Source organism: Actinocorallia populi (assembly GCF_002995495.1).
In the GTDB taxonomy this organism is placed as follows: Bacteria; Actinomycetota; Actinomycetes; order Streptosporangiales; family Streptosporangiaceae; genus Actinocorallia; species Actinocorallia populi.
In genome coordinates this window covers 584108-608503 of record NZ_PVZV01000002.1, presented here as the reverse complement: position 1 = coordinate 608503, position 24396 = coordinate 584108, and the positions used below count along the sequence as shown (strand labels likewise).

22 protein-coding genes are annotated in these 24396 nt (G+C 71.9%); 1 reads left to right on the top strand and 21 read right to left on the bottom strand.

Features of this window, described 5'->3' with window-relative positions; genetic code table 11:
* Positions 1-280 precede the first annotated feature (280 nt).
* Positions 281-1534: a DNA-processing protein DprA gene (dprA, locus tag C2865_RS09775; protein ID WP_232835481.1), complete on the top strand. Its 1254-nt coding sequence runs from the start codon at positions 281-283 to the stop codon at positions 1532-1534.
* Between the two features lie 707 nt (positions 1535-2241).
* Here the strand turns inward: dprA and C2865_RS09770 are convergent.
* The 21 genes from C2865_RS09770 to rnc form a co-directional block, all read right to left on the bottom strand.
* Positions 2242-3573 carry a UDP-glucose dehydrogenase family protein gene (locus tag C2865_RS09770; protein ID WP_106398035.1) on the bottom strand — a complete coding sequence of 444 codons (1332 nt, stop codon included), beginning with the start codon at positions 3571-3573 and terminating at the stop codon, positions 2242-2244.
* A 40-nt stretch (positions 3574-3613) separates the two neighbouring features.
* Positions 3614-3982 carry a hypothetical protein gene (locus C2865_RS09765; RefSeq protein ID WP_106398034.1) on the bottom strand — a complete coding sequence of 123 codons (369 nt, stop codon included), beginning with the start codon at positions 3980-3982 and terminating at the stop codon, positions 3614-3616.
* A gap of 1233 nt (positions 3983-5215) precedes the next feature.
* On the bottom strand, positions 5216-5524 hold the full coding sequence (locus C2865_RS09760; RefSeq protein WP_106398033.1) for a DUF2469 domain-containing protein: 309 nt from the start codon (positions 5522-5524) through the stop codon (positions 5216-5218).
* A complete protein-coding gene (locus tag C2865_RS09755) occupies positions 5514-6230 on the bottom strand; it encodes a ribonuclease HII (RefSeq protein WP_332873345.1) in 717 nt (238 codons plus the stop codon). Before C2865_RS09755 ends, C2865_RS09760 begins: the two co-directional genes overlap by 11 nt.
* Positions 6231-6363: 133 nt before the next feature.
* Complete coding sequence (gene lepB, locus C2865_RS09750) at positions 6364-7308, bottom strand: signal peptidase I (protein ID WP_106398032.1); 945 nt, start codon at positions 7306-7308, stop codon at positions 6364-6366.
* Positions 7309-7442: 134 nt separating this feature from the next.
* Complete coding sequence (gene rplS, locus C2865_RS09745; protein WP_106398031.1) at positions 7443-7796, bottom strand: 50S ribosomal protein L19; 354 nt, start codon at positions 7794-7796, stop codon at positions 7443-7445.
* Positions 7797-7900: 104 nt separating this feature from the next.
* The gene (gene trmD / locus C2865_RS09740; protein ID WP_106398030.1) at positions 7901-8677 is read right to left on the bottom strand and encodes a tRNA (guanosine(37)-N1)-methyltransferase TrmD; all 777 of its coding nucleotides are present in this window, start codon (positions 8675-8677) and stop codon (positions 7901-7903) included.
* An 8-nt stretch (positions 8678-8685) separates the two neighbouring features.
* Positions 8686-9186, bottom strand: a complete 501-nt coding sequence (rimM, locus tag C2865_RS09735) for a ribosome maturation factor RimM (protein WP_106398029.1) — start codon at positions 9184-9186, stop codon at positions 8686-8688.
* Between the two features lie 3 nt (positions 9187-9189).
* Complete coding sequence (locus C2865_RS09730; RefSeq protein WP_106398028.1) at positions 9190-9432, bottom strand: RNA-binding protein; 243 nt, start codon at positions 9430-9432, stop codon at positions 9190-9192.
* Entirely contained in the window at positions 9433-9864 is a 432-nt protein-coding gene (gene rpsP, locus C2865_RS09725; RefSeq protein ID WP_106398027.1) for a 30S ribosomal protein S16, read from the bottom strand.
* A gap of 193 nt (positions 9865-10057) precedes the next feature.
* The gene (ffh, locus tag C2865_RS09720) at positions 10058-11602 is read right to left on the bottom strand and encodes a signal recognition particle protein (RefSeq protein ID WP_106398026.1); all 1545 of its coding nucleotides are present in this window, start codon (positions 11600-11602) and stop codon (positions 10058-10060) included.
* Between the two features lie 402 nt (positions 11603-12004).
* A complete protein-coding gene (locus tag C2865_RS09715; protein WP_106398025.1) occupies positions 12005-14257 on the bottom strand; it encodes a [protein-PII] uridylyltransferase in 2253 nt (750 codons plus the stop codon).
* Between the two features lie 84 nt (positions 14258-14341).
* The gene (locus tag C2865_RS09710; protein WP_106398024.1) at positions 14342-14680 is read right to left on the bottom strand and encodes a P-II family nitrogen regulator; all 339 of its coding nucleotides are present in this window, start codon (positions 14678-14680) and stop codon (positions 14342-14344) included.
* A complete protein-coding gene (locus C2865_RS09705; protein WP_106398023.1) occupies positions 14677-15972 on the bottom strand; it encodes an ammonium transporter in 1296 nt (431 codons plus the stop codon). Before C2865_RS09705 ends, C2865_RS09710 begins: the two co-directional genes overlap by 4 nt.
* A 240-nt stretch (positions 15973-16212) precedes the next feature.
* On the bottom strand, positions 16213-16893 hold the full coding sequence (locus C2865_RS09700) for a hypothetical protein (protein ID WP_157963644.1): 681 nt from the start codon (positions 16891-16893) through the stop codon (positions 16213-16215).
* Between the two features lie 120 nt (positions 16894-17013).
* Positions 17014-18159, bottom strand: coding sequence for a signal recognition particle-docking protein FtsY (gene ftsY / locus C2865_RS09695; RefSeq protein WP_106398021.1), 1146 nt, complete (start codon positions 18157-18159; stop codon positions 17014-17016).
* A gap of 91 nt (positions 18160-18250) precedes the next feature.
* Positions 18251-21898 carry a chromosome segregation protein SMC gene (gene smc / locus C2865_RS09690; RefSeq protein WP_106398020.1) on the bottom strand — a complete coding sequence of 1216 codons (3648 nt, stop codon included), beginning with the start codon at positions 21896-21898 and terminating at the stop codon, positions 18251-18253.
* Positions 21899-22097: 199 nt separating this feature from the next.
* Complete coding sequence (locus C2865_RS09685; protein WP_106398019.1) at positions 22098-22283, bottom strand: hypothetical protein; 186 nt, start codon at positions 22281-22283, stop codon at positions 22098-22100.
* 184 nt (positions 22284-22467) lie between these two features.
* The gene (locus C2865_RS09680; RefSeq protein ID WP_106398018.1) at positions 22468-22800 is read right to left on the bottom strand and encodes an acylphosphatase; all 333 of its coding nucleotides are present in this window, start codon (positions 22798-22800) and stop codon (positions 22468-22470) included.
* On the bottom strand, positions 22790-23659 hold the full coding sequence (mutM, locus tag C2865_RS09675; protein ID WP_106398654.1) for a bifunctional DNA-formamidopyrimidine glycosylase/DNA-(apurinic or apyrimidinic site) lyase: 870 nt from the start codon (positions 23657-23659) through the stop codon (positions 22790-22792). The genes C2865_RS09680 and mutM overlap by 11 nt, the downstream gene beginning before the upstream one ends.
* On the bottom strand, positions 23652-24380 hold the full coding sequence (gene rnc, locus C2865_RS09670) for a ribonuclease III (protein ID WP_106398017.1): 729 nt from the start codon (positions 24378-24380) through the stop codon (positions 23652-23654). The genes mutM and rnc overlap by 8 nt, the downstream gene beginning before the upstream one ends.
* Positions 24381-24396 lie beyond the last annotated feature (16 nt).

Here is a 24396-nt window from a genome sequence, read left to right as displayed (position 1 = left end):
ACGACCACGGACTACGAGCCCCAGGCCACGGGTCCCGGGCCGCGGGTCACGGGCGCGGGCCACGGGCCACGGGCCACGGGCCACGGACCGAAGGCTGCGGACCGAAGGCTGCGGGCCACGGGCCACCGGCGAGGTGAACGGGCGGAGAGATGGAGGGCGAGAGGGCGGGAGAGAGAGGGCGGGAGCCGGGGTGAGGGAGGACGGGAGCCGGGGTGAGGGAGGACGGGAGCCGGGGTGAGGGAGGAAGGCAGTGGAGTTTTCGAGTTCTGTGGAGGAAGAGATGGATGGACGGGGAGAGATGGGCGGGCAGGGGGAGATCCGGTGCGGGGTGAGCGCGGAGGGGATGGCTCGGGCCTGGCTGAGCGGGGTGTGCGAGCCGGGGGACGAGGCGGCCTGGCGGCTGGTGGCGCGGCTCGGGGCGGAGGGGACCGTGGCGGCGATCCGGCGGGGGCGGGTGCCGGACGGGTCGGGGGTCACCGAGAAGAAGCTCACCGGCTGGCGGGCGCGGGCGGAGTCGTTCGATCTGGACGGGGTGCTGTTCCTGGGGGAGAAGGTCGGGGGGCGCATCCTGTGCCCGGGGGATCCGGGATGGCCGACCACGCTCGACCAGCTCGGTGAGAGCGCGCCGCTCATGTTGTGGGTGCGCGGCCGCGGAGACCTGCGCCAGTTGTGCCTGCGGTCCGTGGCGGTGGTGGGCGCCCGCGCCGCCTCCCCCTACGGACGGCGGATCGCCGCCGAGCTGGGCGCCGAGCTGGCCGAACGGGGTTGGACGGTCGTCAGCGGCGGCGCGCTGGGCATCGACGGAGAGGCCCACCGGGGCGCCCTGGCCGCCGACGGCGTCACCGTCGCCGTGCTGGCCAACGGTGTGGACGTCCCCTATCCCCCGCGCCATGAGGGCCTGTTCGCCGAGATGGCACGCACCGGCCTTCTCGTCAGCGAGTGGCCTTTGGCCTCCCACCCGACCCGTCCCCGTTTCCTCGTCCGCAACCGGGTGATCGCCGCCCTGACGAAGGGCACCGTCGTGGTCGAGGCCGATCTGCGCAGCGGCGCCCTCAACACCGCCCACCGCGCCCGTGACCTGGGCCGCCATCTCATGGCCTTCCCCGGCCCGGTCACCTCGGTCATGTCCCGGGGCTGCCACGGGCTCCTGCGCGCCGTTCCCCCCGCCGCCCGCCTGGTCACCTGCACCGACGACGTCATCGAGGAGGTCGGCCTGATCGGTGAGGGCCTCGACCGTCCCGACGGCACTCCCGTCCTTCCCCGCGACCACCTGGACCCCGACTCCCGCGCCGTCCTGGAAGCCGTCCCCGCCGCGCCCGCCGGAGCCCCCACCCACGCCATAGCCGCCTCCGCCGCCGTCGACCTCTCCACCGCCCGCAGCCGCCTCTCCCTCCTGGCCGCCACCGGCTTCATCGACCGCACCCGCACCGGCTGGCGCCTCCGCCCCACCCCCGGCCCGCCCTCCCCTCCCCAGAACCCGCCCCGTCCCCGGACTTCCCCCGAGCCCGCCCCACCCGCTGGCCCTCCCTCGTGAACCCGCCTATCCCTGGCCGCCCCGCCCCCGTTTTCTTCTTCGGAAACTCCGCCACATACCGCTTAGATCACCCGCCCGCAGACCTCTATCGCATCTACCTGTCGAAAAAGACGCTTCCCGCCCGCTGCCAAGAACCAGCCCTGAGCGCGACCCCCTCTACGCGCCTACTCGAAAAAGCCAGCCACATATCCACCCAGGGAAACGAGCCCGCCACTTAGACGAAGGCGAATACCGCGTTCACTGATAACGATGCGTCGATGTCACACCATTTATGGCAACACGCACCGCCGACCACGTCAGGCAACGCATCGCGCCACCAGCGACAGCATGCCGATGCCACAACCGATTACGGCATCACGACCACTGCCGACGGCACTCTGATCGCGCGAGTTGTCGCGGCAGCGGGGCGGCAGTGAGCGTGGTCGTGTGAAGTGCGATGAGGAATGCCGAAGAGGGTGGAGCCGCAAGGGCATGGCCCGGAGGAAAAGATCAAAAGAGTGAAGCCAAGAGCGTGATCGGAGGGGCGTGGCGGGAGAGGGCGGGGCCACGCGGGCGTGGGCGAAGGCAGGAAGGCTCAAGGGCGTGACCGGAAGCGGGAGCCGGAGGAGAAGAACCACAAGAAGGTGACAGGAGGGACGTGACAGGAGGGACGCGGCGGGAGGACGGCCTGGGGGGAGTGGCCGAGAAGTGACAGGGTGAGGGGTGGGTCAGGGGCGGCCCAGGGCTCGGTACTCCCAGCCTGCGGAGCGCCAGAGGGCTGCGTCGAGGGCGTGGCGGCCGTCGACGATGCGGGGGCGGCGGACCACCCGGGCCATGGTGGCGGGGTCGATCTCCCGGAACTCGGACCATTCGGTGAGGAGGACGACGACATCGGCGTCGCGGGCCACGTCGAGGGCGCTCTCGCCGTAGCGGAGTTCGGGGTAGGCGAGGCGGGCGTTGTCCAGGGCGGCGGGGTCGTAGACGCGGACGTGGGCGCCGAGGCCGTGCATGGTGCGGGCCACGTCGAGGGCCGGAGCGTCGCGGATGTCGTCGGAGTTGGGTTTGAAGGCGGCGCCGAGGCAGGCGATGCGGGCGCCGTCGAGGCGGCCGCCGAGCAGTTCGCGGACGAGGTCGACGGTGCGGGAGCGGCGCCGGCGGTTGATGGCGTCGACCTCGCGCAGGAACGAGACGGCCTGGCCCACGCCGATCTCCTCGGCGCGGTGGGCGAAGGCGCGGATGTCCTTGGGCAGGCAGCCGCCGCCGAAGCCGAGGCCGGGGTGCAGGAAGCGCCCGCCGATCCGGTCGTCGTAGGCGAGGGCCTTGGCGAGGTCGCGGACGTCGGCGCCGGTGGCCTCGCAGACCTCGGCCATCGCGTTGATGTAGGAGATCTTCGTGGCGAGGAAGGAGTTCGCCGCCACCTTGACGAGCTCGGCGGTCGCCAGGTCGGTGTCCACGACGGGTGTGCCGATGTCGAGGATCGGCCGGAAGGCCGCCGCGAGCCGTTCCCGCGCCCACGCGGAGGTCGTGCCGAACACCAGCCGGTCGGGGCGCAGCGTGTCGTCGACCGCGAATCCCTCGCGCAGGAACTCGGGGTTCCAGGCCAGCTCGACCTCCTCGCCGGCGGGCGCCTTCTCCCGGACCATCGTGGTCAGCCGCTGCGCGGTCCCCACGGGCACCGTCGACTTGCCGACGACGAGGACCTTGCGGGTGAGGTGCGCCGCCAGGTCGCCGAACGCCGCGTCGACGTACCGCAGGTCGCAGGCGTCCGAGCCGGGCTCCTGGGGGGTGCCCACGCAGATGAAGTGCACGTCGCCGAACTCGGCGGCCTCCCGGTAGGAGGTGGTGAACCGCAGCCGGCCTGAGTCCAGCGCCTTGGCGAGCAGTTCGGGCAGCCCCGGCTCGAAGAACGGCACCTCTCCCGAGGCCAGCCGTTCGATCTTCCGTGCGTCCACGTCCAGGCCGAGTACCTCATAGCCCAGCGAGGCCATGCAGACGGCGTGGGTCGCGCCCAGGTACCCGGTGCCGATGACGGTGAGCCTGGGCAGCTCCGAAACGTCCATTACCACTACTCCTAAGGTTTTCCGCACCTGAGCTCCCGACTCAGGAACAACCGTCTTTCCTGATGAGCGGACCGCTGGTGACCAGGTCGTCACAGGCGGTCGTGTTCCCCTCTGCGGTGCCGTTGATGCCGACACCTGCCGACCCGCCGAGATCGATGTCGCCGCAGAACACGCTTCCGGTCCCCCGACCCTCGACGCTCCGGTGCGCCTGGAAACCGTCCTCGTCGGTTCCGCCATCGCAGTCGCCCTGGACGAGGCGGCCGTTGCCCTTCACGCCGGCCCACGAGGCGTTGCGCTCGGCCCTCCGCGGCACCGGCCCGCCGGAGATGTCGCCGATGACGCGTCCGCCCATGGTGCCCTCTGCGATGCCGACGGCTTCGGCGGTCGGGCGGACGACATCGCCGCGCACGGTGTCGTCACCACGGTCCGTCCTCCCGCCGGGAACCGCACATCGATCTCTCCGGCCATGTCAGTCCCGTTCCGTCCCCGCAGACGCCCCGACGGCTCCGCCACAGGCCTCGCCAGAGGCGGAGAGCACCCTCACCCGACCGTTCACCGACCGTCCTCCCGCCCTTTCCCGCGTCCTGCGACCGGTGCCCCGGCCGGAACTCCTCCCTTGCGCCCGAAAGGAAACCACAACCCACAGAAAATTCCGACTCTGCCCCTGTTCTGCACCCCGGGCCCCCTCACAGCGGTCCTCGGGAACCGCAGATCACCGACGAACGGCGGACCGGCCCTCCCCTGCTGCCCGTAGCGAATCGCCCCGAACGCCACCACGCTCGGGTGAAGATCCGCTTGCGCGGTGGCGGAGGCCGCGTCGATCGCAGGAGCGTCGGCACAGGACCTGCCAGCCGCTTTCTCGTGGTCCGGATCCGGTGCGGGTGGGCCGAGTCCGCCGCCCGGCAGGGGCCATGTCCCGGGGCCACCCGGCCGAGGCGTCACCACGACCGCCCGACAGGGACCGCATCCCAAGACCACCCAGCCGAGGCATCGCCACGACCGCCCGGTGACAAGGCCCGGCACTGCCCAGCCGAGGCATCGCCACCTCCACCCGACAGGGACCGCATCCCAAGACCACCCAGCCGAGGCATCGCCACGACCGCCCGGTGGCACTGCCCGGCACTGCCCGGCCCGCGGGCTCGGCGGACACGCCCCTCGGCAGGGTGGAGGAGCGGGTGGGAGCAGGCTGCCGGAAGCGTTCCGGGGCGGCTCCAGCACACTCGACGAGGCGGCAGGGGGTTCAGGAGGCGAAGAGGGATCGCGGTCCCCCGCAGGGATCACCACCGATCACCGTGACACGGGCCGACCGCTCCGGCGGCCTTTCTGCCCAAGAACCCGCATACGCCCAAAAATTCGCGAACGCCCGAGAACTCGCGAACACTCGAAAGCCCGCGTACGCCCGAGAACCCCGTGCGAAGCAGCCCGTTCGCAGGTCTTGATCAAGATGGGTCATGAAAAAGGGAGCCGACGCCCGAATCGTTGGCCAGATCGTTACTTCTGTGCTTCTTTCCACCGACCGAAGGGAATACGAATCACGCATTCGACGAAGCGGCGAAACCGGTCGGTGATCGGCGGGGGATGCCGGGCCCGGGGTGGGAGCGTTCGGGCCCGGGCGAGATCACGCGTTCCGGGAGAGCCGGCATCAGCTGGGAAGCTGAAGATCGGGCTTCGCCAGCTCCTCCACGTTCACATCGTGGAAGGTCACGACCCGAACGTTTTTCACGAAACGTGCCGGGCGGTACATGTCCCAGACCCAGGCGTCCTGCATGCTCACCTCGAAGTAGACCTCGCCGTTGTCCAGGCTGCGCACCTGCAGGTCCACCGCGTTGGTGAGGTAGAAGCGGCGTTCGGTTTCGACCACGTAGGTGAAGAGCCCGACGACGTCCCGGTACTCGCGATAGAGCTGGAGCTCCATCTCGGTCTCGTACTTCTCCAGGTCCTCAGCGCTCATCGTCCCCTCCCACCTCTTCATTCTTCCCCACCGGCGCGCCCCGCCCCGCGTCCCGCCGCGCATCCGGCCTCGAAACCACGTTCGAGAACGAGAACCGGTGCTCCGGACAGGGGCCGTGCAGGCCGAGCGCGGCCATGTGTTCCGGGGTGTTGTACCCCTTGTGGACGTCGAATCCGTATACAGGATGGGTGAGATGCAGCCCGGTCATGATCCTGTCCCTGGTGACCTTGGCCACCACCGAGGCCGCCGCGATACAGGCCACCGCCCGGTCCCCCTTGATCACCGCCAGGCTCGGCGCCTCCAGGCCCGGCACCCGGAAGCCGTCGCTGAGCACGTACGACGGACGTACGGGTAGCGCCGCCAGCGCCCGGCGCATTCCCGTGATGTTGCTGCGGTGCAGCCCCACCCGGTCGATCTCGGCGCTGGGGACGACCAGCACCGACCACACCGCACGGGCGGTGATCTCCTCGTAGAGCGCCTCACGGCGGGCCGGGGTGAGCAGCTTGGAGTCCGCCAGACCCGCTATCCGGACCCCGTCCAGGATCACGGCGGCCACCACCAGCGGCCCCGCGCACGCGCCGCGCCCCGCCTCGTCCACCCCCGCCACGCGGCGGAAGCCGCCGTGCGCCAGGGCCCTCTCATAGCCGTACATCCCGGCGTCCCGGCGCGGCGTGAACCGCAGCGGGCGCCTGGCCTCCGAGATCAACGGAACCTCCGGAACCGCCGTGACCACCTCGGGTACCGGTAGTGAAGGCTGTGCATACCCGGAACCATACGCCCACCGCAGGACATCCGCCCAACGCCTTGTGGACGGCCGCTCCCGGCCCTCAGATCCGGTCTCAGGGGCGCTGCCTGCGGCGCAACCAGAACACCGGGGCCGCACCCGCCAGCCCCAGCACCACCGGCACCGCGCCCAGCGCGGCACCGCCCAGCCCCGGCTGCCGGAAGGTGGCCGGGATCTCCAGCACCCGCCAGTGCGAGACCGGCCAGATCACCACGAAGGCCCGCCCCACCACGCTCTCCAGGGGGATGGTGCCGCTGCCGCTGTCGGCCTGGTGGCCCCGGGAGTCCCAGGAGACCTCGCGGTGGTCCCCCATCACCCACAACCGCCCGGGAGGCACCACGACGTCGAACTTCAGCGCCGACGGGACGTCCTGCTCGCCCGTCTCCGGGTCGGCGTAGAGGTAGGAGGTCTCGTCCAGGGGGATCCCGTTCACCGTGACCCGCCCCGTGGCCGCCTCGCAGCAGACCACGTGGTCGCCGGGCAGGCCGATCACCCGCTTGATGTAGTCCTTCTCGCCGGCGACGAGCCCGAAGGCCGTCCCCACCGCCCGCAGGCCCCGCATCACCGGGTTGGACGATCCGGTCTCCGCGGGCGCCGGATCCCAGCTGTCCAGGCCGCTGAAGACCACGATGTCGCCGCGCTCGATGTCGCGCAGGTGGTAGACGAGCTTGTTGACCAGCACCCGGTCGCCGACCCGCAGGGTGTTCTCCATCGACGCCGACGGGATGTAGAAGGCCTGCACCACGAACGTCTTGATCACCAACGCCAGGACCAGCGCCACCCCGATCAGGACCGGCAGTTCGCGCCAGAAGGAGCCCTGGCCGTCCCGGGAGCGCTTGCGCCGCCCCTGCTCCGGGGATCCGGCCTCCTCGGCGGGCGCGGTGGATTCGGGCTCGCCGGATGCCGGCCCCTCGGTCTCGGAACGCACTTCTCTCCGCTCCTCCGCGGGCACGGGCCTGTCGGCCCCGCCGCCGGGCCGTCCGCCCTCTTCGTCACTCATCAGGCCACGAGCCTAGCGCCGCCCGCCCCCGGACGAAGATCGAGGAAGTGCCCGGAGTCCACCAGAAGATCACCAAGAACGGACGAACGCCCGGTCCCAGGGGACCGGGCGTTCGCCGGAGTGCGAGGGGAGGCTCAGAACTCGCGCTTCTCCTTGATGCGGGCGGCCTTGCCCCGCAGGTTGCGCAGGTAGTAGAGCTTGGCGCGGCGCACGTCACCGCGGATGACGACCTCGAGCTTCTCGATGGCCGGCAGGTTCAGCGGGAAGGTCCGCTCCACGCCGTAGCCGCCCTTGCTGACCTTGCGGACGGTGAAGGTCTCGCGGGCGCCGCCGCCCTGACGGCGGATCACGACGCCTTCGAAGACCTGGATACGGCTGACCTTGCCCTCGGTGATCCGCACGTGCACCTTGACGGTGTCACCGGGGCGGAAGCTCGGCAGGTCCGACCGCAGCGCGGCCTTCTCGATCTCCTGGATCAGGGTGTGCATGTTTCCTCGCTGTGGATTCGCCCGTGCCGAGAGAGGCCCCGGGTTGCATCGGTGGGGGCGTCAGGCAGGGAAGTGAGTAGCCGCGCTTCGCAAGCGCAGACGCTCTAGTCTGCCACAGGATCGGGATGCTCGGCCAAATCGAGCGACTCCAGCAGCCTGCGGTCATGTTTGTCCAGGTCCGCCCGGTCCAGCCCGGCCAGCAGGTCGGGGCGCCGCTCGGCGGTGCGCCGCAGCGCCTCGTCCCGCCGCCAGCGCGCGATCCTTCCGTGGTGGCCCGACGTCAGCACCGCCGGCACCTCCAGGCCCCGCCATGCGGGCGGCTTGGTGTAGACGGGCCCCTCCACCAGGCGCTCCATCCGGCCGGGGGCGAAGGAGTCGTCGCTCACCGACTCGGCGTTGCCCAGCACCCCGGGCACCAGCCTGCTGATCGCTTCGATCATGACGAGCACCGCGACCTCCCCGCCGGCCAGCACGTAGTCGCCGATGCTCAGCTCGTCGACCTCGACCACCGAGGAGTAGTGCGCCATGACGCGCGAGTCGATGCCCTCGTAGCGGCCGCAGGCGAAGACCAGGTGGGAGGCGTCCGCCAGCTCGCCGGCGACCTTCTGGGTGAACGGGCGCCCCGACGGGGTGGGCACCACCAGCCGGGCCTGCGGCGTCAGGACGTCGTCCAGCGCCTGGCCCCACGGCTCGGGCCGCATGACCATGCCGGGGCCGCCGCCGTACGGGGTGTCGTCCACGGTCCGGTGCCGGTCGTAGGCCCAGTCGCGCAGGTCGTGGACGCCGAAGGAGAGCAGCCCCCGGTCGCGGGCCTTGCCCAGCAGGGAGGCCGACAGCGGAGTGAAGTACTCCGGGAAGATCGAGATGATGTCGAAGCGCATGGGGCCCGTCAGTCGAAGAGGCCCTCGGGCGGGTCGACCACCAGCCGGCCGCCCTCAACGTCCACTTCGGGCACGATCGCCGACACGAAGGGCACCAGCCTGTCCCCGTGCTCGGTGTCGACCACCAGCAGCTCCTGCGCGTGGTGCAGCACCTCCGAGACGGTGCCGATCCGCTCGCCCGCGGTGGTGACGACCTCGAGCCCGACGAGCTGCTGGTCGTGGAAGGTGTCCGGATCGGACGAAGGAAGGATCTCCGAGGAGTCGATCACCAGCCAGGTGCCGCGCAGCTCCTCGGCGCGGTTGCGGTCAGAGACTCCCGCGAAACGGACGACGAGCCTCCCGCTGTGCCAGCGGGCGGTGTCGACCGTCAGCGGACCGGCCGCCGCGGGATCCGTGGCGAGCGCCGCCCCCGGCGCGAACCGGGTTTCAACGTCGTCGGTGCGCACGTCGACGGTGACGTCGCCGCGGATCCCGTGCGGTTTGCCGATCCGGCCCACTACCAGTTGCACCGGTCAGCGGACCTCGTTGACGTCGAGCAGGTCCACCCGGACATAGCGGCCGCCCGAGAGGGCGCCCATGACCGTGCGGAGGGCCTTGGCGGTCCGCCCGCTACGGCCGATGACCTTGCCGAGGTCCTCGGGGTGCACGCGCACCTCCAGGACCCGGCCGCCGCGGATCCGCTTGGCGTGGACCCGGACATCGTCGGGGTTCTCGACGATGCCGCGCACCAAGTGCTCGAGCGCTTCTTCGAGCACTTAGGCCTCGCTCGCGGCTTCGGTGTCGTCGGCCTTGGGCTCGGCCTTCTTCTTCGCCTTCGGCGTGGTGGCCTCGCCGCCGTCGAGGTTCGCGGCCTCCTTGGCGGCGGCGGCGAAGACCTCGGCGCGGTCCGGCTTGGGAGCGGCCGTCTTCAGGGTGCCCTCGGCACCGGGCTCGCCCTTGAACTTCTGCCAGTCACCGGTGATCTTGAACAGCCTCTGGACGGACTCGGTCGGCTGCGCGCCGACGCCGAGCCAGTACTGCACCCGCTCGGAGTCCACCTCGATCAGCGAGGGCTCCTGCTTCGGGTGGTACTTGCCGATCTCCTCGATCGCCCGACCGTCACGCTTGGTGCGGGCGTCGGCGACGACGATGCGGTACTGCGCGCCACGGATCTTGCCGAGACGCTTGAGCTTGATCTTGACAGCCACGGGTGTGGTAACTCCGGTTTCAGTAACAGGAGAACAGCGCCGGACCTGAGTGGGGACCGGACCGGGCTGCTCGGATGGACTCCGGGCGTCAGAGCGAGAGAGGGCGCCTCACGTACCGGGTTTCCAGTGGACCATTGTGCCAGATCCCCGTGACTACTCCGTCACGCCGCTCCGCCGTTCCGCCGGATGCGGCTCAGCGCTTCTTGCCCAGATCGCCCAGGTCGGGCAACTGGAAGCCCGGCGGAAGCTGGCCGGGCAGGCCGCCGCCGAACGCCGGGGGCAGGCCGCCGGGCTCCTGCTGCTGCTGCTCCGGCTCGCCCTTGGCCGCCGGGCCCAGGGCGCGCTTGCGCGGGTCGCCCGAGCGCTGCTTGCCCTTCTTGGACTTGACCTGCTTGGCGGCCTTGCGCCGGGTGCCGGGCATCCCGGGGATGCCCATGCCCCCCGCCATGGCCTTCATCATCTTCTGCGCCTGGAAGAACCGGGTGACCAGGGAGCTGACCTCGCCGACCGAGACCCCGGAGCCCTTGGCGATGCGGGCCCGGCGGGATCCGTTGATCATCTTCGGCTCCGCGCGCTCCGCCGGGGTCATCGAGCGGATGATCGCCGCCACCCGGTCGAGGTCCTTGTCGTCGATCTGGTTCACCTGCTGCCGCATCTGCCCCATACCGGGCAGCATGCCGAGCAGGTTCCCGATCGGGCCCATCTTGCGGATCATCATCATCTGGTCGAGGAAGTCCTCGAGCGTGAAGTCCTCGCCCGACGCGAGCTTGCCGGCCATCCTGGCCGTCTGCTCCTCGTCGAACGTGCGCTGGGCCTGCTCGATCAGGGTGAGGATGTCGCCCATGTCCAGGATCCGGCCGGCCATCCGGTCGGGGTGGAACAGGTCGAAGTCCTCGAGCTTCTCACCGGTGGAGGCGAACATGATCGGCTTGCCGGTGATCTCGCGCACCGACAGCGCCGCACCGCCCCGGGCGTCGCCGTCCAGCTTGGTGAGCACGACGCCGTCGAAGCCGACGCCGTCCATGAAGGCCTGGGCGGTGTTCACCGCGTCCTGGCCGACCATGGCGTCGACGACGAACAGCACCTCTTCGGGCTCGGTGGCCCGGCGGATGTCGACGGCCTGCTGCATCATCTCGGCGTCGACGCCCAGGCGTCCCGCGGTGTCGATGATCACCACGTCGTGCTGGGCGCGCTTGGCCTCGGCGATGGAGGACTGCGCGACGCGCACCGGGTCGCCCACGCCGTTGCCCGGCTCGGGCGCGTACACCGCGACCCCGGCCCGCTCGCCCATCACCTGCAGCTGCTGCACGGCGTTGGGGCGCTGGAGGTCGCAGGCCACCAGGAGCGGGGTGTGGCCCTCCTCCTTCAGCCAGCGGGCCAGCTTGCCCGCCAGGGTGGTCTTGCCCGCGCCCTGGAGGCCGGCGAGCATGATCACGGTCGGCGCGGTCTTGGCGAAGCGGATGCGCCGGGTCTCACCGCCCAGGATGGCGATGAGCTCGTCATTGACGATCTTGACGACCTGCTGGGCGGGGTTGAGCGCCTGGGACACCTCGGCGCCGCGCGCCCGCTCCTTGATGCGGGAGATGAACTCCTTGACCACCGGGAGCGCCACGTCCGCCTCGAGCAGCGCGACCCGGATCTCCCGCGCGGTGGCGTTGATGTCGGCCTCGGACAACCTGCCCTTGCTGCGCAGGTTGGTGAAGACCGAGGTCAACCGATCGGAGAGATTCTCGAACACTGGCCCGTCCTAGCCCGACGCTTGATGCGAACGATCCAAGCCTATCCGCCGCGCGCGGCACGTCGCGCGCCCCGAGCCCGCCGGGCTCCGGCTATTCGTCCTCGGCCCCGGCGGGAACGGGCGGCGCCGGGCGCAGCGAGGCGGTGAGGACCAGCGGGGCGAGCAGCGCGCCCACCGACAGGGCGGCCGAGAAAGTGCTCCAGTCCAACTCCGGCCTTCCTTCCAGAACCGCTTCCGCCGTACGGACCCCCGGGAGGAACGGGAAACGGGGGGCGGGAGAAACGGTGACGACGAGCAGGTCGCGATCACTCTGGACTTATCGGACGGCCAGGGAGAAGGCACCCAATGGCCTTCTCCCTTACGGAAGGTGAATAAAAGACCAATAACGCCGATTCCGGCCGGTCAGCCGAGCGCGGCGAGAATCCCCTCCCGCACCTCGCCCAGCAGCCCCGGATCGGAGACCGGAAGCCCCTCCCCGTCCACCGCGTAGAAGACGTCCACCGCCTCGGAACCCAGCGTGTCCACCTTCGCGGCCCTGATGTGCAGCCCGAGCTCGCCGAAGACCCGCCCGATCCGCCACAGCAGCCCCGGCCGGTCCGGCGCGCGGACCTCCACCACCGTCGCGGTGTGCGAGGCCTCCTCCACGACGACCACCTTCGGCGGCGCCACCGGCACGCCCCGCCTGCCCCGCACGGCCGCGGCACGCTTCTCCAGCCGGTCGGCGACGTCCATCCGCCCGGCCAGCACCCGGCGCAGGTCCGCCTCGATCGCGGCCGGGTCGGGCGGGCTGCCGAACTCCGGCTCCGCGGTGAACTCGATCACCGCGTTGCCGCCGCCGTGCGAGAACGTCCGCGCCGTCCGCAGCACCAGCCGGTGCAGCGCCAGCACTCCGGCGGCCTGCCACAACAATCCCTGGCGGTCGGCCGCCACGACGGTGACGGTCAGCGCTCCCCCGGTGTGCCTGGCCCACGAGCCGCGCACCGCCGTACCGCTCACCCGCACGGCCACCCCGTCGTGCCGGGCCAGGGCCAGCTGCCCCGCGGTCGGCTCGGGGGTGCGCGGCGGCGCGTCGCCGCGCAGCAGGACACCGGTGCGCCGCACCAGCTCGTCGATCAGCCGCGCCTTCCAGCCGCCCCAGGCCGCGGGCCCGGTGGCGCCTGCGTCGGCGACGGCGACGGCGTGCAGCAGCTCCAGCACCACCGGCGAGCCGACGGCGTCCGCCACCGTCTGAAGCGTCAGCGGATCGTCCAGGTCGCGCCGGGTGGCGGTGTCGGGCAGCAGCAGGTGGTGCAGGACCACCCGCTCCAGGATCTCCACGTCCTCGGGCGGGAAGCCGAGGCGCTCCGCGAGGGGGCGGGTGTACTCCGCGCCCACCACCGAGTGGTCGCGGCCCGAACCGTCCTTGCCGATGTCGTGCAGGAGCGCGCCCACCAGCAGGAGGTCGGGCCGGGCCACCTCGCGGGTGAGGGCGGCGGCGCGGGCGGCGGCCTCCACCAGGTGCCGGTCGACGGTGTACTTGTGGACGGCGTTGCGCTGCGGCCTGTTGCGCACCCGCGTCCAGTCGGGGATCATCCGGACCACCAGCCCGGCCTGGTCGAGCGCCTCCCACGCGCCGATCGCCGCGGGACCGGCGCCCAGCAGCGACACCAGCGCGGTGCGCGCCCGCTCCGGCCAGGGCACGGGCAGCTCCGTGAAGGACTTCGCGAGCCGGTCCACCGTCGCGGGCGCCAGCGGAAGCCCCGCGCGCGCCGCCGCGGCGGCGGCTCTCAGCGGCAGGGACGGGTCGGTCAGGTCCGCGTCACGGGCCAGAACGGCCTCTCCCGCGAACTCCACGAACCCGTCCGCCAGCGGACGGCGCTCGCTCCTGCTCTGCGAGGTGCCGTGCCGCTCGACATGCCGCCAGACGTGCTCACCGGCGTAGGTGATCGTCCGGGCGCATTCGGCGACCGTCCCGAGCAGATCGTAGGCGTCCTCCATCCCCAGGTGGGCGGCGACCGCGTCCTGCTCCTGGAGCAGGAGCCGGTCGTTCGCACGGCCGGTGACCGCGTGCAGGGCGTGCCGAATCTCCAGCAGCCGGCCGTAGGCGGTCCGTACGCGGGGGCCCGGCGGCGGCACGACCCAGGTCGCCACGACCGCCTCCATCACGTGGAGGTCCCGCAGCCCCCCGTGGGAGTCCTTCAGGTCGCCCTCCAGCAGGAAGGCCAGCTCCCCCAACCGCTCCCAGCGCTCCCGCGTCAGCTGCGCCAGCTCCGGCAGGCGCCGCTTCGCCGCGGCGCGCCAGTCGGCCAGGACGGCGCTGCGCAGCCCTTCGGCGAGCTTCGGATCGCCCGCGATCAGCCGGGTGCGCAGCAGGCCCATCACCGCCTTGAGGTCCTGCGCCGCGACGCCGCGCGCCTCCGGGACGGTGCGGACGGAGTGGTCGAGCCGCAGGCCGCGGTCCCAGACCGGGTACCAGAGCTTCTCCGCGAACTCTGCGATGTCGGGCTTGTCTTCGTGCAGCAGCACCAGGTCCAGGTCCCCGCCGGGGGTCAGGTCGCCCCGGCCGAAACTGCCGACGGCCAGCAGCGCCACCCCCGGCTCGTCCCCCACCAGACCGGCCAGCCAGCCGTCCAGCTCGGCGACCCGGGCCGCGCGCTCGTCCGCGAAACTTCGCAAATCCCTACCTCCAGAACAGAGTAAGGGGCGTCCCGGATCTGCTCCGGAACGCCCCTGCGCTCTCCCCCGAACCCGCCGCCCCGCCTACAGGGCGTCGGCTCCGGTCTCTCCGGTCCGCACGCGGACGACCGTCTCGACAGAAGTCGCCCAGACCTTGCCGTCGCCGATCTTGCCGGTCTGCGCGGCCTTCACGACCACGTCGACGACCTCGTCGAGGTCCTCGTCCTCGACCAGGACCTCCAGCCGGATCTTCGGCACGACGTCGACCTTGTACTCGGCGCCGCGGTAGACCTCGGTGTGGCCCTTCTGGCGGCCGAAGCCGCTGGCCTCGCTCACCGTCATGCCCTTGACCCCGAAGGTCTCCAGGGCTGCCTTCACATCGTCGAGTTTGAACGGCTTGATGATCGCGGTGATGAGCTTCATGCGTCGGCCTCGACCTTCTTGATGTCCCCGGCGATCGGAGCGGCGGTCGGACCACCCAGGCCACCGGTGCTGGAGGTGTTCAGATCATAGGCGCTCTCCGCGTGCTCGGCGATGTCGATGCCCGTGGCCTCGGCCTCCTCGTCGACCCGGAAGCCCATCGTCATGTCGAGCACCTTGCCCAGGATGAAGGTCACGATGAAGGAGTACGCCATCGTCGCGCCGATCGCCGCGGCCTGCTTGCCCAGGAGGACGGCGCTGCCGTCCGACAGGAGGCTCGCCGCCGGGACGGTGCCGGCCAGCGAACCGAAGACGCCGATCGCCAGGGCGCCGATGATGCCGCCGACCAGGTGGACGCCGACCACGTCGAGCGAGTCGTCGTAGCCGAGCCGGTACTTCAGGCCGACCGCGACGGCGCAGACGGCGCCGGCGACGAGGCCCAGGACCAGCGCGCCGAGCGGGGTCATGCTGGCGGCGGCCGGCGTGATGGCGACCAGGCCCGCCACGATGCCCGAGGCGATGCCCAGCGTGGTGGCGGCGCCGTCCCGCAGCTTCTCCACCATGATCCACGCGAACCCTGCCGCACCGGTGGCGACGAGGGTGTTGACGAACGCCAGGGCCGCGGACTCGTTGGCGGCCAGGGCGGAACCGCCGTTGAAGCCGAACCAGCCGAACCACAGCAGACCGGCGCCCAGCAGGACGAACGGCAGGTTGTGCGGCCGCATCGGCTCCTTCGGCCAGCCCTTGCGCCGGCCCAGGACCAGCGCGAGCGCCAGCGCGGCGCAACCGGCGTTGATGTGGACGACCGTGCCGCCCGCGAAGTCGATGGCGCCCAGCTTGAAGATCCAGCCCTCGGCGTGCCACACCCAGTGGCAGATCGGCAGGTAGACCAGGGTGAGCCAGAGCGGGACGAACACGCACCAGGTCATGAACTTGGTGCGGTCCGCGACGGCGCCGCTGATCAGCGCGACGGTGATGATGGCGAAGGTCGCCTGGAAGGCGACGAAGGCCAGCGACGGGTAGCCCTCGCCCTCGGCCTCGAGGCCGACCAGGCCGAGCGCGTCGAGGCCGCCGAAGAAGGCCGGCACGCCGCCCTCGCCGAAGGCCACCGAGTAGCCCCAGAGCACCCAGACCATGCTGACGATGCTCATGCTGACGAAGCTCATCATCATCATGTTGAGCACCGACTTGGCCCGGCTCATGCCTCCGTAGAAGAAGGCCAGGCCCGGCGTCATCAGAAGGACGAGCGCGGCGCTCGTCAAAATCCAGGCTGTATTGCCGCTGTCGATTTCCATCTCGGAGAGCGCCCTCCTTGTGCGGGTTTTCCGTTCGCGAGAAGGCTCTTCCCCGGCGGTTTCACCAGAGGTGCACAGATGTTTCCGACGTGTGAAACATGCCTGGACGATGTTTCTCCGGTGTTTCACCGATCGCATCGTTCCAATGGGGCGGCGGCGCGCCGCCGCGGTGGACCGGAGGCTCCGGACACGCGGAGGCGGCCGACCGCTGCGCGGTCGGCCGCCCGTGGTGAGCCTGGTCTAGTGGTGTTCGCCCGGGGTGTGCCCGGGGCCGGTGGGACGGGTGGTGGAGGTGGAGCCGGTGTCCCGGGTGGAACCGGTGTCCCGGGTGGAGCCCTGGTGGGTGCCGGGTTCGACCCATTCCATTCCGGGGACGGCCTCGGCGGGGCCGGACTCCCTGGCGTTCAGGTAGCCCCAGACCGAAACGGCGGTCAGGGCGATGCTGGCGGCCATGGCGAGGTACCAGCCGGTTTCCAGGCCCGCACCCGCCCTGACCAGCCCCAGCGCCTGGCCGGTGCCGAGGATGGCGGGGAGGTCGAGGGCGTCGCGGAAGCGGAAGCCGTAGACGAGCGCGGCGAGGAACGACAGGCCCCCGCAGACCGCGGAGGCCACGAGCAGGGTGCGCCGGTCCATCTCCCTCCAGTAGAGGGCGGCCAGGGCGCACGCTCCGGCCACCAGCGCCAGGACCAGGGTGATCCTGCCCTCCCAGACGCGGACGCCGCTGAGTGTCGCCGCGCTGAAGAACGTGACGCCCACCCAGGGCAGCAGGGTGGCGAGGATCAGCACTCCCGCCGCCGCCGCGGCCCCCCGGGACGCCAGTTCGGAGGAGCGTTCCTCGGTACTCAGCGGCGGCAGTTCGCCGATCTCGGCCGATGTCCCCTCGGCCGTCGCCCCGTGCGCTCTCCTGGTGCGTGTGGCCATGGTCAACCCCCGATCCGTGGCACCTGCGGACAGCCCTGGGCGGTCGCCGGCACCGCGGACGGCCGCCTTCTTCTCACGGAACCACAGAACGCCCGCCCCAAGGTCAGGACGAAGTCTGGTTTATCCCAAAATGGCGTCCACAAAGGCCTCGGGGTCGAACGGCGCGAGGTCGTCCGGGCCCTCGCCCAGCCCCACCAGCTTGACCGGCACCCCCAGCTCGCGCTGCACGGAGATGACGATGCCGCCCTTGGCCGTGCCGTCGAGCTTGGTCAGCGCAATGCCGGTGACGTTCACCACCTCGGCGAACACCCGCGCCTGGGTGAGCCCGTTCTGGCCGGTGGTCGCGTCCAGCACCAGCAGCACCTCGTCCACCGACGCCTGCTTCTCGATCACCCGCTTGACCTTGCCCAGCTCGTCCATCAGGCCGGTCTTGGTGTGCAGGCGGCCCGCGGTGTCGATGATCACGGTGTCCACGCCGTCCTGGATGCCCTGCTTGACCGCCTCGAAGGCGACGCTGGCCGGGTCCGAGCCCTCCGGGCCCCGCACGACCCGCGCGCCGACCCGCTCGCCCCAGGTGGTCAGCTGCTCGGCCGCCGCCGCGCGGAAGGTGTCGGCGGCGCCCAGCAGCACCTGCTTGCCGTCACCGACCAGCACCCGCGACAACTTGCCGGTGGTGGTGGTCTTGCCGGTGCCGTTGACGCCGACGACCATCACCACGGCCGGGTGGCCGCCGTGCGCGTCCACGTGCAGGGCCCGCTGCATGTCGGGGCCGATCTGGGCGACGAGCTGCTCGCGCAGCAGCGAGCGCACCTGGTCGGAGGAGAGCTGGCCGGTGACCTTCACCCTGGTGCGCAGCTCGTCCACGATCATCCGGGACGGGGCGACGCCGACGTCGGCGCTGATCAGCAGGTCCTCGATCTCGTCCCAGTCCTCGTCGGTGAGCGAGTCGCGGGCCAGCAGGTTCAGCAGGCCCTGGCCGAGGGTGCTCTGCGAGCGGGCGAGCCGGGCGCGCAGCCGCTGCAGCCGGCCGGCGGACGGGGGCGGCAGCTCGATCTCCGGCGCCGCCGGGGCCTCGGCCACCGGCGCCCGTTCGGCCGGCGGGGCGACCACCGCCTCTTCTTCGGCCGGCGGCGCCGGTCTGGTGATCGTCGGGGTTTCCGGCGGCGCCTCCACCGTGCCGGACCCCGACCGGGATCTCAGCAGGGCGACCATTCCGCCCACGGCCAAGACGACGAAAAGCGCGATACCGAGAATCAGATATTCCATAGCCCGTCCAGTCTCGCAGACTCCACCCGACGGCTGATTGATCCCCGTCCCCGAGCCGTTCCACCGCCCCGGAGGCCAGAACCGCGGAAACTCAGGCCGGTTCGGGCTCGCGCAGCCGCTGGCTGATCACCTGGCTCACCCCGTCGCCGCGCATGCTCACCCCGTACAGCGCGTCGGCGCCCTCCATGGTGCGCTTCTGGTGGGTGATGATGATCAGCTGCGAGGACTCCCTGAGCTCCTCGAACACCTTGATCAGCCGCTGGGTGTTGGTGTCGTCCAGCGCCGCCTCGACCTCGTCCAGCACGTAGAACGGGCTGGGCCGCGCCTTGAACACCGCCACCAGGAACGCCACGGCCACCAGGGAGCGCTCGCCTCCGGACAGCAGCGACAGGCGCTTGACCTTCTTGCCCGGCGGGCGGGCGGCGACCTCGATGCCGGTGGCCAGGAGGTCCTCGGGGTCGGTGAGCGACAAGGAGCCCTCCCCGCCGGGGAAGAGCCGGCCGAAGATCCCCGAGAAGTGCTCGGCGGTGTCGGCGTACGCGGCGGCGAAGACCTCCTGCACCCGCCGGTCGACGTCCTTGACGATGTCGAAGAGGTCCTTGCGGGTCTTTCTGAGGTCCTCCAGCTGCGCGGTGAGGAAGGCGTGGCGCTCCTCCAGCGCCGCGAACTCCTCCAGGGCCAGCGGGTTGACCTTGCCCAGCTGCGTCATCTGGCGTTCGGCTGCCCTGGCCCGCTTCTCCTGGACGGCGCGGTCGAAGGGCTCGGGCGAGTCCTCCGGGTCCTGCGGGGGCACCGGCTGGTCGGGGCCGTACTCGACGACCAGCCCCGCCACCTCCATGCCGTACTCCTCCAGCGCCCTAGTCTCCAGCTGCTCCAGCCGCAGGCGCTGCTCGGCGCGGGCCACCTCGCTGCCGTGCACGACGTTGACCAGCCGCTCCAGCTGCGTGCCGTACTCGCGGACCCGGCCGCGGACGACCTTGAGCTCCTCCTCGCGCTCGGCGCGCCGCCGTTCGGCCTCCTCGCGCTCGGCCACCGCGACGGCCAGGGAGTGCTCGATCCGCTCCAGCGCGGCCGCCGCGCCCTGCCGCACCGCCTGCGCCACGCGGGCCTGCCGCTCCCGCCTGCGCCGCCGCTCCACGGCCTGGGCGCGCTCGCGGCGCTCGGCGTCCGCCTGCTTCTCCAGCGCGGCGGCCCGGCCCGAGATCGCGTTGACCCGTTCCTCCGCGGTGCGCACCGCCAGCCGCGCGTCCATCTCCAGGCCGCGCAGCTCCTCCACCCGTTCGGCGAGCTCGTCGCGGATCTCGGTGTCGGGCTCGTCCTCGGGTTCGGCCGCGGACTCGGCCTCGTACCGCTCCTGGAGCGCGGCCAGCGCCTCGGCGTCCCGGTCGCGGTGCTCTCCGGCGTCGGCGACGCTGCGGGCGAGCCGTTCGGCCTCCTGGCGGGCGGCCTGGGCGGCCGCCTGCAGCCGCGCCTCCTGCTTGGCCTCCTGGGCCGCCGCGGCGTCGGCCTCGCGCAACCGCGCCCTGAGGCGGTCCAGCTCGGACTGGGCCCGGCCCACTCCCGACTGGGCCTGGTTGACCCCGGACTGCGCTGCCTCCAGCAGGCCCTGCGCGTCGTTCTCGGCCTCGCCGGCCTCCTCCAGGGCGGCGGCCGTCAGCTCGGCCTCCTCCCCTGCCCGCACCAGCGCCTCGCGCGCCTCCTCCAGCGTGGCGCGCATCTGCAGCAGCCCCTGGCCTCCCGTGCCGCCGCCGCGCGCCCAGTACGCCCCCAGGACCTGGCCGTCCGCGGTCACCGCGCGCAGGCGCGGCTCGGCGCGGACGATCTCGTGCGCCCGCTCCAGCCCGTCCACCACGACGACGCCGTCGAGCAGGGCGGTGATCGCCGGGCGGAGGCGGTCGGGGACCGTCACCAGCTCCGCCGCCCAGACGCTGCCGTCCGTGCGGGCGGGCCGCGCCGGCGGGTCGGCCTGGCCGGGCGCCGCGCCGATGACGAGCCCGGCGGCGGCCTTGTGCTCGGCGAGGAAGGCCAGCGCCTCGGCCGCGGTGTCGAGCGAGGCGACCGAGACGGCCTCGGTGAGCGCGCCGAGCGCGGCGGCGATCGCCGTCTCGGCGCCGGGCCTGACCGCGAGTTCGGCGGCCAGGGTGCCGAGGACCCCCTTCATCCCCGAGCCCAGCAGCGCCTCGCCGCCGTCGGCGGCCGAGCCGAGGCTGAGCTCCAGCGCCTCGATGCGCGCCTGCAGCGCGGTGAGCTCCTTCTGCGCGCGCTGGTCGGCGGCGCGGGCGGCCGTCACCTGCTCGCGGGCCGACTTCAACGCCCGCTGCGGCTCCTCGACCGCGGCACGGGCCTGGCCCACCCGCTCCTTGGCGGTGTCCAGCGCCTCCTCGGCCAGTTCCAGTTCCTCGGCCAGCCGGGGATCGACGGCGGCCTGCGCCTGGAACGCCTCGGCCTCGGCCTGCGCCGCCTCCGCCCGGTCCTCGGCGGCCGACCGCGCCTCGGCGAGCCTGCCGATCTCGGCCTCGGCGGCCTGCAGGCGGCTGCGCAGCGACTCCAGCCGCCCGCGCCGGGCGGCCAGCGCGTCCCTGCGCTCGGCGGCGGCCTTGGCCAGCTGCTGGAGCCTGCGGTCCTCCCCGGCCAGCGCCGACTCGGCTCCCGCGCGTTCGGCGACCGCCTTCTCCAGGCGTTCGCGGGCGTCCTCCAGGCGCTCCTCCAGCACCTCCTCCTGGGCGCGGACCTCCTCGGCCTCGCGCTCCAGCTCCTCCGGGTCGCGCCCGAAACGTTCGTCCTGGCCGGAGTCGGCGGCGTTGCGGTGCCGCTCGGCCGCCAGGTCCGCCACGCCGCGCAGCCGCTCCTTCAACGACGACAGCCTGAACCAGGTCTCCTGGGCGGCGGCCAGGACCGGGGCCGCGGCGGCGGACTCGGCGTCCAGCTCCTCCTCGCGGGCCTGGGCGGCGGCCAGCGCCTGCTCCACCTCGGCCCGGCGGCGCCGGACGGACTCCTCGTCGGCGGCCTCGCGCTCCAGCTTCTCGCGCAGCGTCACCAGGTCGTCGGCGAGCAGCCGCAGCCTGGCGTCGCGCAGCTCGGCCTGGATCACCGCGGCCTTGCGGGCGATCTCGGCCTGGCGGCCCAGCGGCTTGAGCTGGCGGCGCAGCTCGGCGGTGAGGTCCTGCACCCGGGTGAGGTTGGCCTCCATGGCGCTGAGCTTGCGCAGCGCCTTCTCCTTGCGCTTGCGGTGCTTCAGGACGCCCGCGGCCTCCTCGACGATGGCGCGGCGGCCCTCGGGGCCGGCGTTGAGCACCTGGTCGAGCTGGCCCTGACCGATGATCACGTGCATCTCGCGGCCGATGCCCGAGTCCGACAACAGCTCCTGCACGTCCAGCAGGCGGCACGGGTCGCCGTTGATGGCGTACTCGCTGGAGCCGGAGCGGAACATCAGCCGACTGATCGTCACCTCGGAGTAGTCGATCGGCAGGGCGCCGTCGGAGTTGTCGATCGTCAGCAGCACCTCGGCCCGGCCGAGCGGGGCCCGGTTGGCGGTGCCGGCGAAGATGACGTCCTCCATCTTGCCGCCGCGCAGCGACTTGGCGCCCTGCTCGCCCATGACCCAGGCGAGGGCGTCCACGACGTTGGACTTGCCCGAGCCGTTGGGGCCGACCACGCAGGTGATGCCCGGCTCGAAGCGCAGCGTCGTGGAGGAGGCGAAGGACTTGAACCCGCGCAGGGTGAGGTTCTTCAGGTACACGCGCGGCGGGTCCCCCTCACGGTGCCGGTGGCGAAGTGACACAGCAGCTTAGCGCCGCTGGTCGGCCCCGTGTGCGGGGTCGGCGCACCCGGGGACGGCGGCCGCGGGGGGAGGGCGGCGCGGTGAAATGACAAAAGGGACGCCGCGGTCGACGTCCCTGTTCTGTCAGCACCCGACTTCGCGGGTGCGAACCGGCGTCTCAGGTGAGCGCGGGTTCGCGGTCCTTCACGGAGTGCACCACCTCGGACGAGGAGAGTGCTTCGTTCTCTTCCTGGAGCCTGACAAGCTCGGCTTCCAGATCCCGTACGCGCCGCTGGAGACGTCGCATCTCCGCGACCATCCGGGGGTCGGGACCGCCGACGTGGCCGAGTAGAGCCTTCGCCATGATTGAGGGTCCTCCACGCTGAGTAACCAGCAGAGATCACACTGTACCCTCGGGAATGCGAGGGCCGTGTCTATCCATTCATCTCAGGTGTTCCGGCCGGTGCGCCGGTCAAGCTGGACATCACAGACCAGTAACAACCTTGTCCTACAGAGTTTAGCAGGTCGCGGACGGAATACCCACCCGGTCATCTCTCAACGAAGCCGACTTTGCCCCCACGAGCCCCACTCCACAACTCCGTCACACCCGTCACATGTCCCGGAGTCCCCGCAGAGCGCAGCAGTTCGAGCAGGTTCTCGCAGGCCGGACGCCCTCCCTCGGCGACGACCTCCACCCTGCCGTCCCGCAGATTCGAGGCCGACCCGACCAGGCCCAGTTCCAGCGCGCGCGCCCGTGTCCACCACCGGAAGCCCACGTCCTGGACCCGGCCCCGCACCCAGGCGGTGAGCCGCACCTGCGGCTCGGAGGCCGGATCGAGGGCCCCGAGGCCGCCGCCCGGGGAAATCGGCTCAGTGGGCATTTCTTGGCCTCGGCTGGCAGCGCGGGCAACTGAACGAAGAACGATTCATGAAAACCTCCCGCAGGATCGCCGTTCCGCAACGGCCGCACGGTTCGTCGCGCCGGCCGTAGGCGTTCAGGGAACGTGCGAAATATCCGCTTTCACCGTTCACATTCACGTACAGGCTGTCGAAGGAGGTGCCGCCGGCCTGCAGCGCCTCGCCCATGACCTCCCGCGCCGACCGCAGGAGCAGGCGCGCCTGCGCCGCGGTCAGCCGCTCGGTGGGCCGCTCCCCGTGCAGCCCCGCCCGCCACAGCGCCTCGTCGGCGTAGATGTTGCCGACCCCGCTGATCAGCGACTGGTCGAGCAGGGCGCGCTTGACGCCCGTCCGCCTGCGCCGGAGCGCCGTGACGAAGGCCTCGTCGTCGAACACCGGCTCGAACGGGTCGGCCGCGATATGGCCGATCACGTCGGGCACGCCCGCCTCGCCGCCGCGCGGGTCGGGCACCAGGGGGCAGACCATCAGGTGGCCGAACGTGCGCTGGTCGACGAACCGCAGGTCGGTGCCGCCGTCGGCGAACGCCAGGCGCGCCCGCAGGTGCCGCTGCGGCGCGGCGGAGGCCTCCCCCACCAGCAGCTGGCCGCTCATGCCCAGATGGGTCAGGACCGCGGCCTCCCCGAAGGGCAGCCACAGGTACTTGCCGCGCCGCCGGGGCTCGCCCAGGGTGCGTCCGGCGATCCGTGCCGCGAAGTCGGCCGCGCCGGGCAGGTGGCGGCGCACCGCGCGCGGGTGCAGCACCTCCACGGAGGCGACCGTCCGGCCCGCGACCCAGCGGGCCACCCCGGCCCGGACGACCTCGACCTCGGGAAGCTCAGGCATCCGCGGTCTCGCCGCGCCCTCCGGCACGGTCACCGAGGCCCGCGCGGATCTCCGTCCAGGCCGCCTCGGCCGCCTTCTGCTCGGCCTCCTTCTTGCTGCGGCCCCTGCCCTCGCCGTAGGTGCGGCCGCCGACCCGCACGCAGGCGCGGAAGTTCTTCTGGTGGTCGGGGCCGCTCTCGGTCACCAGGTACTCCGGCACGCCCAGGCCCTCGTCGGCGGTGAGCTCCTGCAGGGAGGTCTTCCAGTCCAGTCCCGCGCCGAGGCTGGAGGAGTGCTCGATCAGGTCGTCGAAGAGCCGGTGCACCAGCGCCGAGGCCTCCTCGAGGCCCTTGTCCAGGTAGACCGCGCCGATCACCGCCTCCAGCGTGTCGGCCAGGATGGAGGCCTTCTCCCGGCCCCCGGTGCCCTCCTCGCCCCGGCCGAGGCGGATGTGGGCGCCCAGGTCCAGCAGCGAGCGGGCGACGCCGGCCAGCGCCTTCATGTTGACGACCGCCGCGCGCAGCTTGGCCAGCTGGCCCTCGGGCAGGTCTGGGTGGTTGCGGTACAGGGTGTCGGTGACGACCAGGCCGAGCACCGAGTCGCCGAGGAACTCCAGGCGCTCGTTGGTGGGCAGCCCGCCGTTCTCGTAGGCGAACGAGCGGTGGGTCAGCGCCCGCTCCAGCAGCTGCGGGTCGAGCGTCAGCCCGATGCGGGCCTCGAGTTCGGAAGTGGGGACGGTCATGCCTCGCTCCTCGGGT